14 protein-coding genes are annotated in these 16,118 nt (G+C 66.3%); 7 read left to right on the top strand and 7 right to left on the bottom strand.

The features are described from left to right. Positions 1 to 27 precede the first annotated feature (27 nt). Entirely contained in the window at positions 28 to 570 is a 543-nt protein-coding gene (locus AB2U09_RS14880; protein WP_459193758.1) for a metallophosphoesterase, read from the bottom strand. 651 nt (positions 571 to 1,221) lie between these two features. On the opposite strand from AB2U09_RS14880, the gene AB2U09_RS14875 reads away from it, so the two are divergent. The 4 genes from AB2U09_RS14875 to serB all read left to right on the top strand — a co-directional run bounded on the left by AB2U09_RS14875 (position 1,222) and on the right by serB (position 5,892). After that, positions 1,222 to 2,184: a cation diffusion facilitator family transporter gene (locus AB2U09_RS14875; protein WP_459193512.1), complete on the top strand. Its 963-nt coding sequence runs from the start codon at positions 1,222 to 1,224 to the stop codon at positions 2,182 to 2,184. A 103-nt stretch (positions 2,185 to 2,287) separates the two neighbouring features. Continuing rightward, positions 2,288 to 4,525 carry an ATP-dependent DNA helicase gene (locus AB2U09_RS14870; protein WP_459193511.1) on the top strand — a complete coding sequence of 746 codons (2,238 nt, stop codon included), beginning with the start codon at positions 2,288 to 2,290 and terminating at the stop codon, positions 4,523 to 4,525. A 119-nt stretch (positions 4,526 to 4,644) separates the two neighbouring features. Beyond that, positions 4,645 to 5,118, top strand: coding sequence for a GyrI-like domain-containing protein (locus AB2U09_RS14865; RefSeq protein ID WP_459193510.1), 474 nt, complete (start codon positions 4,645 to 4,647; stop codon positions 5,116 to 5,118). 135 nt (positions 5,119 to 5,253) lie between these two features. Then, a complete protein-coding gene (gene serB, locus AB2U09_RS14860) occupies positions 5,254 to 5,892 on the top strand; it encodes a phosphoserine phosphatase SerB (RefSeq protein WP_459193509.1) in 639 nt (212 codons plus the stop codon). Between the two features lie 128 nt (positions 5,893 to 6,020). Here serB and AB2U09_RS14855 read toward each other — a convergent pair whose 3' ends face one another. From AB2U09_RS14855 to AB2U09_RS14840, 4 genes are all read right to left on the bottom strand, one after another. Beyond that, positions 6,021 to 6,356 carry a hypothetical protein gene (locus AB2U09_RS14855; protein WP_459193508.1) on the bottom strand — a complete coding sequence of 112 codons (336 nt, stop codon included), beginning with the start codon at positions 6,354 to 6,356 and terminating at the stop codon, positions 6,021 to 6,023. 182 nt (positions 6,357 to 6,538) lie between these two features. Beyond that, positions 6,539 to 8,107 carry a sensor histidine kinase gene (locus tag AB2U09_RS14850; RefSeq protein WP_459193507.1) on the bottom strand — a complete coding sequence of 523 codons (1,569 nt, stop codon included), beginning with the start codon at positions 8,105 to 8,107 and terminating at the stop codon, positions 6,539 to 6,541. Between the two features lie 185 nt (positions 8,108 to 8,292). After that, a complete protein-coding gene (locus AB2U09_RS14845; RefSeq protein WP_459193506.1) occupies positions 8,293 to 8,625 on the bottom strand; it encodes a hypothetical protein in 333 nt (110 codons plus the stop codon). 83 nt (positions 8,626 to 8,708) lie between these two features. Next, complete coding sequence (locus tag AB2U09_RS14840; RefSeq protein ID WP_459193505.1) at positions 8,709 to 10,001, bottom strand: O-acetylhomoserine aminocarboxypropyltransferase/cysteine synthase family protein; 1,293 nt, start codon at positions 9,999 to 10,001, stop codon at positions 8,709 to 8,711. A gap of 180 nt (positions 10,002 to 10,181) precedes the next feature. Here AB2U09_RS14840 and AB2U09_RS14835 point away from each other — a divergent pair, with 180 nt between their 5' ends. Next, complete coding sequence (locus AB2U09_RS14835; protein WP_459193504.1) at positions 10,182 to 10,478, top strand: hypothetical protein; 297 nt, start codon at positions 10,182 to 10,184, stop codon at positions 10,476 to 10,478. A 109-nt stretch (positions 10,479 to 10,587) separates the two neighbouring features. Continuing rightward, the gene (locus tag AB2U09_RS14830; protein ID WP_459193503.1) at positions 10,588 to 10,890 is read left to right on the top strand and encodes a hypothetical protein; all 303 of its coding nucleotides are present in this window, start codon (positions 10,588 to 10,590) and stop codon (positions 10,888 to 10,890) included. Positions 10,891 to 10,960: 70 nt separating this feature from the next. On the opposite strand, the gene AB2U09_RS14825 is transcribed toward AB2U09_RS14830, so the two are convergent. After that, the gene (locus tag AB2U09_RS14825; RefSeq protein ID WP_459193502.1) at positions 10,961 to 12,523 is read right to left on the bottom strand and encodes a DNA-directed DNA polymerase II small subunit; all 1,563 of its coding nucleotides are present in this window, start codon (positions 12,521 to 12,523) and stop codon (positions 10,961 to 10,963) included. 167 nt (positions 12,524 to 12,690) lie between these two features. Between AB2U09_RS14825 and AB2U09_RS14820 the strand changes: the two genes are divergently transcribed. Then, positions 12,691 to 13,635, top strand: coding sequence for a S24/S26 family peptidase (locus AB2U09_RS14820; protein WP_459193501.1), 945 nt, complete (start codon positions 12,691 to 12,693; stop codon positions 13,633 to 13,635). Positions 13,636 to 13,712: 77 nt separating this feature from the next. Here the strand turns inward: AB2U09_RS14820 and AB2U09_RS14815 are convergent, their stop codons facing one another. Next, a complete protein-coding gene (locus tag AB2U09_RS14815; RefSeq protein WP_459193500.1) occupies positions 13,713 to 15,566 on the bottom strand; it encodes a Cdc6/Cdc18 family protein in 1,854 nt (617 codons plus the stop codon). Positions 15,567 to 16,118: the final 552 nt, after the last annotated feature.

Below are 16,118 nucleotides of genomic sequence, written 5' to 3'. Positions count from 1 at the left end.
ATGCTCGCCCGGCTGGCGGGCGCTCCGTCACTCCCGTCCGGTGGCGGACAGGTCGAACTCGCTGAAGACCTCCCCGTCCGGCGTCACGAGTCGGCCGACCAGTCCCTCCCCGGCCGATTGCAGTTCCGCGTGCGCCGGACGGTACCAGCGCGGGTCGGCGTGACTCCCCGGATTCAGGACCGTGACCGCGCCCGCCTCCCGTCGCCCTGGCTCGTGGGAGTGCCCGACCACGACGACGTCCGCCCGCTCCTGCCGCCCGAGGAGCGAGAGCGCGGTGTCGTCGTGTTCGTGGCCGTGCACGACGACGAACCGATACCCCGACCGTTCCACCGTCCGCGTCGCCTCCAGCCGCCCGCGGATCCCCGCGTCGTCGTTGTTCCCGTACACCGCGACGAACTCCCCTTCCCCGTCCGCGTCGGCGCCCGCCTCCGATTCGAAGGCGTCGAGCACCGGCTCCGTCGTGAAGTCGCCCGCGTGGATCACCAGCTCCGCCTCGCGGACCGCATTTAAGGTCCGCCCGTCCAGTCGATGCCCGTCCGTGCCGTGCGTGTCCGAGACGACCGTAATCACGGCTCCAGCTACGGGCTCGTCCGTGAAATCCGGCATCATTTCGCTCCCCGTCGCACGACGACCCCTGATCAACTACGAAGGCGCGCGCTGTCGCGCGCTTTCATGCGCGCGGCGTAGCCGTGCGAGGGATGAGCATCGCAGGCCGTAGGCCGAGAAGCACAATCGGTTGGGGAGGGTGTGGCCGTCTGCGGTGCTGGGGCGGTGCAGTTGCGGTTGCTGTCCCTGGCGGACTGAAAGGGCGAGGCGGGCTCGCGTTCACTTCAGTCGCCTGAGCGGGCGACTATCCGCGCGGGCTGTGCGGAGAGCGCGGATATCCCGCTCAGCGACCGCGAGCGCGCCGAGGGCTTTCATATCTCAGCCCACCCTGCGGTTGCGGTCACTACAACTCCTCGCGAGAACGCCGAGGGCTTTCAACGCTCAGTGTATCCTGCGTCGTTACGTCAGATAGCGAACGTGCCGACGGCTTTCGACTCCCAGCGACCTCCACGGTGACGAGTACGCCGAGCGAACATCTCGAAAGTCCTCAGTCGGTGTAACGACCGCCACCACTCAACCGCCACGACCGCTCCCACGCCCTCGACCGGAACGACGACACGCACCCGCACTCCCGAAAACCCAAGCGTTTTGATGTTTCCGGGTAACTCCCGGACGATGGCAAGTAGCAAGTCGGTCGTGATGGCCGCGCTGGTCGCCAACGCGGCCATCGCGGTCCTGAAGTTCGTCGGCTTTCTGCTGACGGGCAGCGCCGCGATGCTCTCGGAGACGTACCACTCGATCTCCGACACCGGCAATCAGGTGTTCCTGCTCATCGGCATCCGTTACGGCGGCCGGGAGGCCGACCGGCGCCACCCGTTCGGCTACGGCAAGGCACAGTTCTTCTACTCCTTTCTCGTCTCGGTGTTCCTGTTCGGCATCGCGGGGTGGGAGTCCGCGAAACACGGGTACAACGCCCTGACCAGTCACGGCGGCGGCCACACCGCCGGCGAGGCGATCAACTTCCTCTTTTTCTCCTTCCAGCCGCCGAACTTCGACCCGATCTACGTCAACTACGGGATCCTGCTGGGCGCCATCGTCTTCGAGGGCTACGCGTTCAGCAAGGCCTACGCCGGGATGAGCAAGCAGATCGACGAGCACGACTGGTCGGGCTTCCGCGAGGCGTTCCGCAAGACCAGCGACGTGACCACGCTCACCGCGCTGACCGAGGACACCATCGCGCTGGTCGGCCTCGTGCTCGCGCTGGCCGGCGTCTTCCTCGAACAGCAGACCGGCAACGCCATCTACGACGCGATCGCCGCTCTGCTCATCGGGATCATGCTGATGGGCTTCGCCGTCGCCCTCGCGTGGGAGAACAAGCGGCTCATCCTCGGCGAGAGCGTGCCCGCCGACGAGGAGCAGAAACTCCGCGCGGTCGCCGAGGGCCGCGAGGAAGTCGAGCGCATCGTCGACTTCCGCACCGTCTACTTCGGTCCCGAGCGGGTGGTCGTCTCCGCGGACATCGAGTTCGTCCCCGGATTCCAGGGAGGCGACCTCGACGCGATCATCACCGAGATCGAAGAGGAAATGAAGTCGGTGAACTCGAACGTCCGGACGGTGTACCTCGAACCCGAAGTGTAGCCGGGCACTCGAACCGACCTCGGTTTGGCGCCGGGAGCCCGCGGTTCACTTTCACCGCGATGGGGCTAGGGCTTTTATCCGGGCGCGCGAACACCACTACACAGTGGCGAGCGCGTCAGACCCCGACTATCTCCGCTTTTTCCCGTACGACGAGCCGTACGACCACCAGACCGACGCGATGGGGAGCATCTACGACGCGCTGGATGACGCGCGGAACGTCCTCTTCGAGGGGGCGACCGGAACCGGCAAGACACTCTCGGCGCTGGCGCCCGCGCTCGAGTACGCCCGCGAGACATCGAAGACGGTCGTCATCACGACCAACGTTCACCAGCAGATGCGCCAGTTCGTCCGCGAGGCGGCAGCGATCACCGACCAGGAACCCATCCGCGCGGTCGTCTTCCGGGGCAAGGCCTCGATGTGTCACATCGATGTCGGCTACGAGGAGTGTCAGGCGCTGCGCGACACGACCCGCGAACTCGTCGACGCCGAGGAGAACATGGCCGAACTGGAGGAACAGCAGCGCGCCCTGCTGGAGGAGAGCCGGGACGGCAGTGCCGAGGCCGCCGACGCCCGCGGCGCCGTGATGGACGAACTCGAATCCGTCGAGGAGGAGATCGCGGAGCTCCGCGAGGAACGGAACGTCTGCGACCACTACTACCGCAACCTGACCGCCGATACCGACGCGTTCTACGGGTGGCTCTACGACGACGTGCGCACGCCCGACGACGTCTACGAGTACGCCGACCGCGAGGGCCTGTGCGGCTACGAACTCCTCAAGGAAGGCATGGAAGGCGTCGATCTGGTGGTGTGTAACTACCACCACCTGCTCGACCCGATGATCCGCGAGCAGTTCTTCCGGTGGCTCGGTCGGGACCCCGAGGACGTCATCGCCGTCTTCGACGAGGCGCACAACGTCGAGGACGCCGCCCGCGACCACGCCCGCCGGACGCTCACCGAGACGACGCTCGACCAGGCCGTCGACGAGCTGGAGACGACCGAGGACCCGCGGGCCGACGCCGCCCTGAACGTCCTCACCACCTTCCGGGACGCGCTGGTCGACGCCTACGACGAGGCATTCTCCTTCGGCGAGCGCGAGCAGGTCGACGAGCACTGGTACGACCTCTCCATCGACAACGACGACGCGCGCGACGACCTGACGCTGGCGTTCCTGCAGAACTACTCTGGGCCGGGCTTTTCGGAGGAACTCGACCTGACGCTCGATCTCGGGCGGGAGCTCGACCAGTCCTACGAGGAGGCCTACAAGAACGGCGAGACGACCTCCCGGCAGGAGTGCCAGACGCTGCAGGCCGCCAGCTTCGTCGAGGACTGGCTCGACGAATCGGCCGCCGAGGGGCAGTATCCCGTCGTTAGCGTTCGCCGCGCCGAGGAGGGCGGCCAGCGCGAGGCCGGCGAGGTCTACGGCCGTGCTGAACTCTACACGTGCATCCCGAGCCAGGTCACCGCGGACCTGTTCGGCGACCTGCACGCCGGCGTGCTGATGAGCGCGACGCTGCGGCCGTTCGACGTGACCGAAGACGTCCTCGGGCTCGACGACCCGGTGACGCTCGCCTACGGGCAGCAGTTCCCCGAGGAACGCCGTCGCACCTACGCCGTCGACGGCCCCGCCCTCTTCGCCAGCAAGCGCGACGACATGGAGGTCCAATCGACCGTCGCCGAGGTGCTGGAGGACACCGCCCGTTTCACGCCCGGCAACACGCTCGCGTTCTTCCCGAGTTACGGCGAGGCCGAGCGCTACCACCAGCGGGTCGACACGGGCGGGAAGACCTACCTCGACCGCCCGGGAACCTCCGCGAAGGACCTCCGCGAGTCGTTCACGAACGACGACGACGCTATCCTGTTCACCTCGCTGTGGGGCACCCTCGCCGAGGGCGTGAGCTTCGACGGCGACGACGCCCGCACCGTCGTCGTCGTCGGCGTCCCCTACCCGCACCTCGACGACCGCATGGACGCCGTCCAGGAAGCCTACGACGCCGCCTTCGGCGAGGAAGACGACGGCCGCGGGTCGCGCTCTGGCGGTCGCGGGAGCGACGACGACGGGGCGGGCTGGCGCTACGCCGTCGAGATCCCCACCGTCCGCAAGACCCGGCAGGCGCTCGGGCGGGTCGTCCGCTCGCCGGAGGACTTCGGCGCCCGCATCCTGCTCGACAAGCGCTACACCGAGCGCTCGGAGGTCGAGATGCGCGACTACTCGGTACGGACCACCTTCCCGCCGGAAGAGCGCCGGGAGATGGTCGACGTCGACCCCGGGAAACTGAAGTTCGCCCTGCTCAACTTCTATCAGGACGTCGATGGCTACGACGGCGAGCCGCCGCGACCGTGAGGGTCGCCCCGTTGATTCTGCAAGGGGCGACTGCGCGTACGTACCGGCTTGCGGCGACCTGTTCGTCGGCTTCTCCACCGATTCCGGGGACGTAAGCCAGTTCCACCCCAACTGCGGGTATGGTACTCGACACGGCAGACACGGAGACCGAACGGCACGGCAACTTCCTCGTCGCGGGCGTCGCCCACCGCGGGAAAGACGTCGACGAGTCGGCGCTGTGGGCCTCGCTCGACGACTACGCCGACGAACTCGAAGCGGCCGCCATCGGTACCGACTACTACGCGGTCATGTTCGACGTCGACGCCGACAGCGGCGAGTTCACCTACGTCGCCGGCCGCGAAGTCGACTCCGCCGACGACCTCTCGGCGGAACTGACTGCCGTCGAGATCCCACATGCCACCTACGCCGTCCTCCGCCCCGAGTACGAGACGGTCGACGAGATGGTCACCACGATCCACCGGGAAGAACTCGACTACGACGACGACAGCGACGACGTCCACGCGCCGATCTTCGAGCGCTACGAGTCCGGCCGTGACCCGACGACCGTCGCCGACCGCGAGATCTACGTCCCCGTCCGCGACGACGAGGACTGACGGCGCCTGCGAGAGCGTATCGTCCACCGAAACGACCGCCGTTCCTCCCGTCTCACCGTTCCACTCCGCAGAGCGACTGCGTCGTTCCACTCGAAACCGGGGGCTTTGAATCCCCCCGCGGAGAACGAGCGAGCAATGACCGTAGTCGCGTTCGACTTCGACGGGACGCTCTCGGACTCTGAGATGACCGTCCTCCTCGGTCGCCAGAACGGTACCGACGAGGACATGGCCGAGATCACCGAGCGAGCGATGAACGACGAGATCGAGTACGCCGAGAGCCTCCGCCAGCGTTGCGCACTCCTCGAAGACCTCCCCGACGAGGACGCACAGGCCGCCTTCGACCAGGTCGAGTTGCGCCCCGGCGCGGCCGACGTGATCGAGGCGCTCCGCGAGGCCGGCATCTACGTCGCCATCCTCACCGGCGGGTTCGAGCGCGGCGTCGCCGCTGCACTCGAAACGGAGGGGGTCGAGGTCGACGCTATCGTCGCCAACCGACTGCCCGTCGCCGACGGGAAACTGACCGGTGCGGTCGACGGCCCGCTCATCGAGGGGACGAAAGACGACGCCCTCGAAGTGCTGACGGCCGCCGTCGGCGAGGACCGCGAGGACACCATCGCCGTCGGCGACGGCGCCAACGACCTCCCGATGCTCCAGGTCGCCGGCCTCGCCGTCGGGTTCGACCCGAAACCGGCCGTCGCGCCCGCCTGCGACACCATCGTCGAGACGATGGAAGAACTCCACGAGGTCCTGCAGGGCGAGGACGTGCTAGACTGACGGCCGCCGTGTCGGTCCGAGTTCGACGTGAACCGGTGGGGTAGACGATCGGGTCCGGGTCCGCCGGCGGAACGGTCCACACTCCGGGATCCGGGGACGACAGTACCGTGAGTCCGCCCGTATCGGTCTCAGGCGAACTCGTCGTTTTTCATGCCGAGGTAGACGACTGCGAGGAGGTACACCACGGCGGCCACGAGGTGGACGACGAGCGCGTTCACCGCCGCCTGAAAGGCGAAGACCACGATACCCACCTGGAGCGCCCAGAATCTCATCCGCCAGATGCCGACGATCACCACTAACTCGGCGACCGAGATAAGCAAGACGACACCTGCCAGAACTATCGCCAACGGTTCGAGAGCAGCGAGGCCACTACCGAAGATCTGAACACCTTGCACGGCACCGATCAGAGCACCGAGACCGCCGAGGGCGCAGACGAACTTGAGGCCAGCGGGTCTTCGTGTCACGTGGCGGTACGGGAAGTTCAGTCTGCTTATCTGTTCCGATATGGCACTTTATAGGCTGTTGACGCATGTTCCGACGGGCACGAGTCCGCCGCCGCGCCCGGCTGCGACACCATCGTCGAGACGATGGAAGAACTCCGCGAGGTCCTCGAGACCGAGCAGGTCCTCGACTAGCCGCCGCTGTTCTAGACGAACTTGACGCCGCGGAACTCGAAGCGCGCACCACCGAGGGGGCCGGGGCCCGGCCCGTCACCGTCCTCCGGGTCCGCGAGTGACACCCGCCACCCGTGTGCTTCGGCGATCACCTGCACGATCGAGAGCCCGAACCCGGTCCCGTCCTCGGAGGTGGTGTAGCCCGATTCGAAGACCCTCTCGTGGTCCTCGGCGGGGATGCCCGGCCCGTCGTCCTCGACGTAGAAGCCCGACCAGTCCGAGAGGGGACCGACTCTGACCGTGACGTCGTCGCCGCCGTGAACGACGGCGTTGCGGAAGAGGTTCTCGAGCAGTTGCCGAAGTCGGTCGCGGTCCGCCTCGAGGTCGGGGTCCTCGTGGAACCGCAGGATCCCGGCCTCCCCGGTCGCCGTGTCCCAACAGCCCTTCGCGACCGCGTTCAGCGACACCGGCTCGGGGTCCTCGACCCACTGGCCGTGGCGCACCAGTTCCAGCAGGTCCTCGAGCAGGGCGCCCATCCGGTCGATCGCGCCGGACGCCGACTCGACGTGGTCGCCGCCCGCCCCCTGTTTCGCGAGTTCGAGGTGGCCCGAAGCGACCTGGAGCGGATTGCGAATGTCGTGGGAGATGACGCTCGCGACGGTGCGCAGGCGCTCGTTCTGGCGTTCGAGCTGGCGCTCCTGCCGTTTCCACTCGCTCATGTCGTGCGTGAGTCCGATCAGTCCGCGAATCTCGCCGTTTCCGTCCCGCCACGGCACTTTCGACGTGCTGTAGAAGTGATTCCACTCGGGGTTCGCCCGTATCTTGTCGATTATCTCCTCGCCCTCCTCGATGACGCGCATGTCGTCCTCGTAGCTCTCGCGGCCCTCCTCGCCCCAGATATCCAGATCGGTCTTGCCGATGTAGTCGCTGGCGTCCGGGTTGAAGTCGCTCACCCGCACGTGGCGTCCCTCCTCGTCTTTGACGTAGAGATACACCGGAATCGACTCGAAGATGACGTCGAGGATGTTGCTCTCGCGCTCCAGCAGCACCCGTTCGGAGACGTCCCGGACCGTCAGTAACGCGTACGATTCGCCCGCGACCGTGACCGGTTTCGCCGTCACTTCGACGGCGATCTCCCGCGCGTTCGCAGGGTCGATCGACCGCCGCTCCCCGCAGGGCGCGGTCGGCAGCAACTCCTCGTCACCCGACGAGAATCCATCGAAGGTCGGCACGCCGTCGGGATCGCGTTCGAACGTTCGCTCGACCGTCTCCGGTCCGTCGAGTGCGGCGACCCACTCGCCCCCCGAGTCGGCGTCGACCAGCGGCGTTTCGATGACCGACAAACCGACGAGCGAGCCCTCCGCGACGCCCAGCATCGTCTCGACCTCCTCGTTCGCGAAGACGACCGCCCCCTCCTCGTCGCAGGCCGCGACGCCGACGTCGACGGCCGAGACGAGCGCCTCGAAGAACTGTCCGTCGGGGGCCGAGGCGCCGTCGGTCGCGAGGTCACGCCCCCCGTCGGTCACCACGACCGCTTCGCTCGGACCGTCGAGCGCGCGGCCTCCGTCGTCGGATTCCGTCTGCTCGAACACCCGATCCATACGATAGAACAGACGGATGTGCTTGATCTATATAAATGGGCCGGGGATCATCGTAAATAGGTCGGGGATCATCGAAGACGGAATGGACCGGGCGGGGAACTGGCCGGCGCACCGGTCTCCGACACGATGGACGAGCAGATCGTCGGGCCACTCTCCGAGGTGTTCGACGGCGTGTGGCGTCGCCGCTAGTCGAACAGCGGTCGCTTCGTAAACAGGTACAGGACGATGATCGCGGAGATCACGGCCCCGAACGGGTCGACGGTGACCAGATCGATCAGCCCGCTGAGCCCGTAGAGCGCGACCCCGAGGGACCATCCCCAGGTGTGGAGATTCCAGAGTCCGACCACTGCGACGAGTTGTCCCACCGAGACCACGAACGTGAATAGCCCCAGCAGCGGGTTCGCTCCCAGGATGACGACGCTCCCGAGCAGTCCCAGTAGCGCGCCGAGACCAGCCAGGATACAGATAATTGTTACCCCCAGCGGACGCGTCCGGGAGACCGCACTGCGCGTACTCATGGTTTCGATCGTATCACAGACATGTAGGAGAAATAACTTTCGACAGCCGATGGGGCGGCGGGGGCGGCCACCGGCGTCGCGCGTTACTGCGTGGCGGTCTCGATGGCCTGGTCGAGGTCGTCGACGATGTCGTCGACCGATTCGAGGCCGACCGAGATCCGGACCAGGTCGTCGGTGACGCCCGCGGCGGCCTTCTCCTCGTCGCTGAGTTGCTGGTGCGTGGTCGAAGCGGGGTGGATGATCAGCGTCTTCGCGTCGCCGACGTTCGCGAGCAGGGAGGCGATCTCCGTCGACTCGACGGTCGACCGCGCCGCCTCGTAGCCCTGTTCCAGCCCGAAGGTGATCATGCCGCCGTAGCCGCCGTCGAGGTACTCGCTGGCTTCCTCGTGGGTCTCGTGGTCGTCCAGCCCGGGGTACGTGACCCACGAGACCTCGGGGTGGTCGGCGAGGTGCTCGGCGACGGCCTGGGCGTTCCGGCAGTGGCGGTCCATCCGCATCGGGAGGGACTCCAGCCCCTGCAGCGTCGTCCACGAGTCGAACGGCGACTGCTGGCTGCCCAGGTCACGCAGCCCGCGACCGACCGCGGCGTAGGTGAACGCGGCGTCACCGAACCGCTCGCGGAAGTTGACGCCGTGATACGCGGGGTTCGGCTCGGCGATCTCGGGGAACTTCTCTGCGTGCTCGTCCCAGGGGAAGGATCCGCCGTCGACGAGGACGCCGCCGACGGTCGTGCCGTGGCCGTGGATCCACTTCGTGGTGGAGTTCCAGACCAGGTCCGCGCCGTGGTCCAGCGGCTGGCAGAGGTGCGGCGTCGCGAACGTGTTGTCGACGAACAGCGGCACGCCGTGGTCGTGTGCGATGTCTGCGATCCGCTCGATGTCCGGCGTCACGAGCGCCGGGTTACCGATGGTCTCGAAGTGGACGTAGGCGGTGTCGTCGTCGATGGCCTCCGCGTAGGCCTCGTAGTCGAGCGTGTCGACGAACCGCGCCTCGACGCCCATCCGCGGCGCGGTGTGGGTGAAGTAGGTGTAGGTACCGCCGTACAGCGAGGAGGCGGTGACGACGTTGTCGCCCACGTCGGCGAGCATGAAGGTAGCGAGGTTCAGCGCGGCCATCCCCGACGAGGTGGCGACGGCGGCGACGCCGTTCTCCAGCGCCGCGATGCGCTCCTCGAGGACGGCGTTCGTCGGGTTCATCAGCCGCGAGTAGATGTGGCCCGGTTTCTCCAGAGCGAACTGCGCCGCGGCGTCGTCGGCGTCCTCGAAGACGTACGACGTCGTCTGGTAGATCGGCGGCGCTCGCGCGCCGGTCGCGGAATCTGGTTCTTCCTGTCCAACGTGCAGTGCCTCGGTCGCCGGATCCCAGTCCTCGGACATGGATACCCCCGACGAGGGCCCCCAACCACATAAGTCCCGGTCAGCGGGCCAGTCCCGCCAGTTGTCGGCGGTCGCGGCAGGATTTCGCGCCAGCCCGAACGAGTTCGTCCACGTGACGACACCCGACTGTCCCCGAGTGTCTGACGCGACTATAAGTCCGTTCGACCGCTATACCCGATAATGAGTGGCACGGGAATCGGTTCGAGGGTGGTCGCGACGATCAGCGCACAGGTACTCCGCGTCGTCGGCCTGCTCACCGTCTCGCTATCCGTCGTGGTCATAGCCCTGAGTCTCTCGACCGAACACGGCCTCGCCGTCCGCGGCGGTGACGCGCAGACAGCGGCGTACGTCACCGACGTCGGAGTCGTGACGGCGCTCGCCGAGTTCGCCGGCGCACACCCGGCGTACCCGGTCGCGATGCTGGTCGGGATCGTGCTGATCGTCGCCGACGACGAGACGCCGCTGCTCGGCAGTTGATCGAGCCGAGACTGGCCGGCAGCGATGCCAGACGAACCCGTCTGTTTTCGGTGGCGCCCAGCGGACGTCTGACGTAGACTTATGAGCCGATCCGCCGTTCACACGCCCCATGGAACGGCTCGGTGGGAAAGCGAAACGGGGACTGGGAGCGAAGGTCGCCCGACAGACCCTGCGTATCGTCGGGCTGGTCGCGATCGCCTGCACGGCGGTCGTCACTGCGGCGAGTCTCACCACCCCTTACGGACTGTCGGTTCCCAGCCGATCCGGAGCGAACACCGCGACGGTCATCACCGACGTGGGGAACGTGACCGCACTGATCGAGTTCGCCGCCGCACATCCCGCGTATCCGGTGGTCGCGCTGGTGGGACTCGTCCTCGTCGTCGCGGGTGAGGACACGCCGCTACTGGGATGACCGAACGAGCGACGCCGCTGCTCGGGTAAACGGCGGTTGCACTCGAAACAGGGGCGTTCGCCCGCTGGCCTCACTCGAAGTCGTGGATCCGCAGATCGAGCGTGTCCAGCGAGACGATGGGCGCGAACGCCACGTCGGGGTCGATGTTGACGCTCTTCTGGAAGTCCGTCTGAGCCTGCCAGCAGCCGGAGTTGATGGTCAGGACGTTGTGGTACTTGCCGTAGCCCAGCTTGTGGACGTGGCCCGAGTGGAACACGTCGGGGACGGACTCCATCACGAGGTGGTCTTCCTCCTCGGGCGCCAGCCGGGTCTGCCCGCCGAACTGCGGGGCGACGTGGCGCTTCTTGAGCAGCTGGTACATCGGCTTGTGCGGCTCGTCGTAGGTGGCCTTCTCGTCGGGGAGTTCGGCGATGACCTCGTCCAGCGAAACCCCGTGGTACATGAGCACGTCGACGCCCTCGACGGTGACCGTCGAGGGGTTGCCCGAGATGCGGGCGTCGTGGGCGCTCATGATCGACCGCAGTTCCTCGTCGAACGCCGGCTGGGGCTCGGCGAGGCGGACCGCGTCGTGGTTGCCCGGGATCATGATGATCTCCATGTCCCCGGGGACTTCCTTGAGATACTCGCTGAAGCGCTCGTACTGCTCGTAGATGTCGACGATGTCGAGTTCCTCGTCCTGGTTGGGGTAGACGCCGACGCCCTCGACCATGTCGCCGGCGATGAGGAGGTACTCGACGCGGTCGGCCTCGGCGGTGTGCAGCCAGTCGGCGAAGCGGTGCCACGCGTCGGCCTCGAACTCCTGACTGCCGACGTGGACGTCGCTGATGAGCGCCGCCTCGACCTCGCGGTCGGCCGTCGAGGGTTCGTGCGTGCGCGGGATCTCCGGGAAGTACAGCGAGTCGACGAAGAGGATGCCGCCGTCGTCCGCGAGCGTCCCGTCGACGGCGATCACCTCGTCCAGCAGGAGTTCGTTCACCAGATCGGCGATGTCTCGGTCTTTCATCACCAGACAGGGGAAGGTCCCGTTGGTGTCTTCGAGTTCGACCAGCCAGTGGCCGCTGGCGGTCGAGCGGATGTCCGAGACCATCCCGACCATCGCGGCCTCGCTCCCGCCGGGCATCGACTCGATGGCGTCGGTCGGCCGGTGGTTGACCCGCCCGCGGAGCTGTTTCGAGAGTTTCTCGTACCGGTCACGGAAGACGGCGACGAAGTCGGAGTACTCGCCGGTCCCCGTGCTCTGGATGTCGCCTTCGATCTCGATGGACCGCTGGCTCGGGTCCGCCGGCGTCCGACCATCCTCCTTCGTTTCGGCTGGAGCGCCGCCGCTCCCGTCTTCCGATTCGGCGGTCCCGTCTCCAGTTGAAACAGAGGGGTCGTCGCCCGCGTGGGTCGGACTGTCGGTCCCTTCGCGCGCGCCAGCGTCCACACCCTGCGAGCGCGATCGGGTCTCGATGGCCTCTTTGACGTGGTCGGTGGTGAGCTTGAACGCCTCGTCGGGGACCGTTTCGAGTGTACGGTCGAGAGCCGCAACGGGATCGCCCGCCGACGCGATCAGCGTGACGGCCTCGGGCTCGGCGTTGTACCCGCGCCTCGCGAGTTCGTTGGCGACGTGGACCGGCGTCTCGAGCGGCACACTCGGTGATCGGCGGCGGTCCGCAAAAGCGTAGCGAACCGGCAAGCGAGTGGTCCGCAGTCCGCCAGTCTCGGCGGCGGACGGGCCGCCCCGAGCGCCGACACGTCGGCGTCCACCGGCGCGTCCGGTCAGAACATTCAAACGGACACTGCACCAACGGACTGTCAATGAGTCCGCCCCGCGACGGCGAGGGTCCTCCCGACGATGACGACGGCGACGGCGCTTCCCCCAACAATTTCTCCGGTGGCGATCCCACATCGACCGACTCCGGATCGGCCGACGGCCCACTCGGTCCCGACGATTCGGCGGGTCCCGACGGCGATACGCGCCGCTCGGACGAGTTCGGATCCCGTGACAGCGCCGCCCCGAACGGCGGCGCCGAAACCATCGATCCACCGGGTGCCCGCGAAGAACAGGACCACGAGGACGACGGCGCCCTGCGGACGTTCGTCGTGGACGTCCTGAGCAGCGCGATCGCGGTGTTGCTCGTGGGCGTGTTGCTCTTCGCGGTCAGCGGCGTCTGGCCGCCGATGGTCGCCGTCGAGAGCCCGAGCATGACGCCCCACATGAAGACCGGCGACCTGGTCTTCGTCATGGAAGAGCACCGGTTCCCCGGCGACGGCGCCGTCGCGGGGACCGGCGTCGTCACGGCTGACACCGGGGAACAGACGGACTACCGGAAGTTCGCGAAAAACGGCGACGTGATAATATACAAACCGGACGGCAGCGAGACCGCTACCCCGATCATCCACCGGGCGATGTTCTGGGTCAACGAGAGCGAGAACTGGTACGACGAGGCAGATCGGCAGTCGGTCGGTCGATACAGCGAGTGCGGCGAGACGCCCGACGAGGCGATGCCGAACTGTCCGGCCCCCCACGCCGGGTTCGTGACAAAAGGCGACGCCAACGGCCTCTACGACCAGGTACAACCGCTGAGCGGCCCCGTCAAGCCCGCGTGGGTCGTCGGTACGGCCGAGGTCCGGATCCCGAAACTCGGCTGCATCCGCCTGCGCTCGGAGGGCTGTATGAACGGCGCCCTCGGGTTCGCCGTCCCGGACGCCAGCGCGACCCCCTTCGAACAGTCGTGTCTCTGTAACCAGACGGCGGGATAGACGGCGCCTGACGGCTGGGCGTGTGGGTTCTCGAACTCGGAATACGCCGAGTGTAACAGTCGAGCCGGAAGAAGGGATTACTCGTTGTCGAAGCGGGTCTGGACGAACGGCTGCGTGTCCTCGATGTCGGAGAGCCGCGAGTCCGAGAGGAGGACGGCTTCGGTCTCGTCGATGGGGACCGACAGGGAGATCTCCTTCGTGCGGCCGTAGCGGCCCTTGCTCACCACGACGGCGTTGACGATCCCGAGCATGTCGAGTTCGGAGATCAGGTCGGTGACCCGGCGCTGAGTGAGCGTGTCGACGTCGATCTCCTCGCAGAGCCGTTGATAGACGTTGTACACCTCGCCGGTGTTGATGTTGTGGACGCCGTTTTTCTCGAGCATGATGATCGAGAAGAGGACGAGCTTCGACTGGGTCGGCAGCGTACGGACGACCTCGACGACCCGGTCGAGTTCGATCTTCTCCTGAGCCTTCCGGACGTGGTCCTCGTTGACGTTGTCGGTCTGGTCGCGCTCGGCGAGTTCGCCGGCCGTCCGGAGCAGGTCGAGCGCGCGGCGGGCGTCGCCGTGTTCCTGCGCGGCGAAGGCCGCACACAGGGGGATCACGTCGTCGGTGAGCGCATCGCCCTCGAAGGCGACCTCCGCGCGGTGTTCGAGGATGTCCCGCAGCTGGTTAGCGTCGTACGGCGGGAAGACGATCTCCTCTTCGCCGAGGCTCGACTTGACCCGCGGGTCTAGGAAGTCGGTGAACTTCAGGTCGTTGGAGATGCCCATGATCGACACGCGGGAGCGTTCGAGTTCAGAGTTCATCCGGGAGAGGTTGTAGAGGGTGTCGTCGCCGCTCTTCTCGACGAGCTTGTCGATCTCGTCGAGCATGATGACGACGACCCGCTCGTGGTAGTCGACGGCGTCGAAGAACGTGCTGTACACGCGGTCGGTCGGCCACCCCGTCATCGGGACGTGCTCGAACGACTCGCGGTCCTCCCGGAGACTGTCGATCCGGTCTTCGACCGCGGCGATCGAGTCGTAGTCCGTCTCGACGAGGGCGGTTTTGTCTTCGCGTGCGCGCTCGCGTAGGGATTCGAGGTCGTCGAGTTCCTCGTCGATGACCGCCTCGTTCTTCTCGATGAACTTGTTGGCGAGCTGGGCGAGCACGCGGTACTGGGTGTCGGTCACCTCGCAGTTGATGTACTCGACCTCGCAGGGGACCTCGTACTTCTGGGAGGTCGACTCCAGCTCCGTGCTGACGAACTTCGCACTGGCGGTCTTGCCGGTCCCCGTCTTCCCGTAGATGAGGATGTTCGACGGCGAGTCCCCGCGCAGCGCGGTCACGAGGATGGTCGCCATGTTGTTGATCTGTTCCTCGCGGTGGGGGAGCTTGCGGGGCGTGTACGACGGGCGCAGGACTTCCTTGTTCTCGAAGATCGGGTCGCCGGCGAGTAGGTCGTCGAACAGCCCCTGTGAGGCCTCCTCGGCGTCCTCGGAAGCGACGTCGTCGAGAACGACCTCGTCGAGGACGGACGGATCGTCCTCCATATCCTCGCCGTCCGTATCGCCGTCCAGATCCACGCCTGACGAGGACGACACCGAACCCCGAACCGCCGTGGACCCGTCCGTTTCGGGTCCATCGTCGGCACCCGATCCGCTATCGCCATCGTGATCGGCGGTGACTTCGGGTTGACCGTTGGCTGCCCGGCCTTCGCCCGCTTCACCGTCGGTCTCGGCTGAATCGGAGTCCTCGGAGGTGTCGGCTCCGTCCGTCTCGGGATCGTCCAGCTCGTCATCGGCCGTCTCCCCCGAAGCGTCGTCCGCGTCTGTTCGCGACGCCGCCGCGTCCGACGGCGCCGGGACTGGTTCCTCCTCGTCGCCCGATCCGTCCACGTACTCCGACGAATCGAGCGTCATGTCCTGATCGCTTTCGTCCCCGTCCATTATTCTGTGATAGTCGCGATACCGAACCCCTCTATTTCGTCTGGAAATGCGGTCACGCGCCCTCGAAACTACACTCAAACCGAGTGAGACACCACCGTTCGCCGATTTCGGTGACGACGGCGTGTCCAGTTGAACCACAAGAACCCGTGGTTGATACGATATTAAATATTTCGGTGACGGATGCAAATCGACGGAGTGTGACGAAATAATTCAGTGCTCAGGAGCCCTGAGACGGGTGAACCAGAGAAATCAGTGTCTCGAACGGACTCGATTCACCGCTCGATCGGGTAATCAAACTCTCTCGAATGGGTCATGTGAATCGTTCCTGTCATCTGTCGCGATATTCTAGGGGGAACGCCCCCACCCCTTCGTTTCGGGTGGAACGCACAAGAGGCGGGTGGGGTGTGAGCGGAAGTTACGTCGACAGCTAGTAGGAGAAAGATTTACTACCTTACCCCTAAAACCAAATCCGCACTAGTGAGAAAACAAATTTTCATCGGGTTACGTTTCTAGAACTAGGGTGATAATGCGTCCAAGTTATTCGGAGATGTC

The organism is Halosimplex yunnanense (assembly GCF_054504345.1).
The sequence above is the reverse complement of the archived record's forward strand: the minus strand, read 5'-3'. Positions and strand labels throughout refer to the sequence as shown.

Excerpts from the sequence above, each read along its gene's own strand:
- AB2U09_RS14875 (WP_459193512.1), top strand. The coding sequence starts at position 1,222 with ATGGCAAGTAGCAAGTCGGTCGTGATGGCCGCGCTGGTCGCCAACGCG.
- AB2U09_RS14865 (WP_459193510.1), top strand. The coding sequence starts at position 4,645 with ATGGTACTCGACACGGCAGACACGGAGACCGAACGGCACGGCAACTTC.
- serB (WP_459193509.1), top strand. The coding sequence starts at position 5,254 with ATGACCGTAGTCGCGTTCGACTTCGACGGGACGCTCTCGGACTCTGAG.
- AB2U09_RS14850 (WP_459193507.1), bottom strand. The coding sequence starts at position 8,107 with ATGGATCGGGTGTTCGAGCAGACGGAATCCGACGACGGAGGCCGCGCG.
- AB2U09_RS14845 (WP_459193506.1), bottom strand. The coding sequence starts at position 8,625 with ATGAGTACGCGCAGTGCGGTCTCCCGGACGCGTCCGCTGGGGGTAACA.
- AB2U09_RS14840 (WP_459193505.1), bottom strand. The coding sequence starts at position 10,001 with ATGTCCGAGGACTGGGATCCGGCGACCGAGGCACTGCACGTTGGACAG.
- AB2U09_RS14835 (WP_459193504.1), top strand. The coding sequence starts at position 10,182 with ATGAGTGGCACGGGAATCGGTTCGAGGGTGGTCGCGACGATCAGCGCA.
- AB2U09_RS14830 (WP_459193503.1), top strand. The coding sequence starts at position 10,588 with ATGGAACGGCTCGGTGGGAAAGCGAAACGGGGACTGGGAGCGAAGGTC.
- AB2U09_RS14820 (WP_459193501.1), top strand. The coding sequence starts at position 12,691 with ATGAGTCCGCCCCGCGACGGCGAGGGTCCTCCCGACGATGACGACGGC.
- AB2U09_RS14815 (WP_459193500.1), bottom strand. The coding sequence starts at position 15,566 with ATGGACGGGGACGAAAGCGATCAGGACATGACGCTCGATTCGTCGGAG.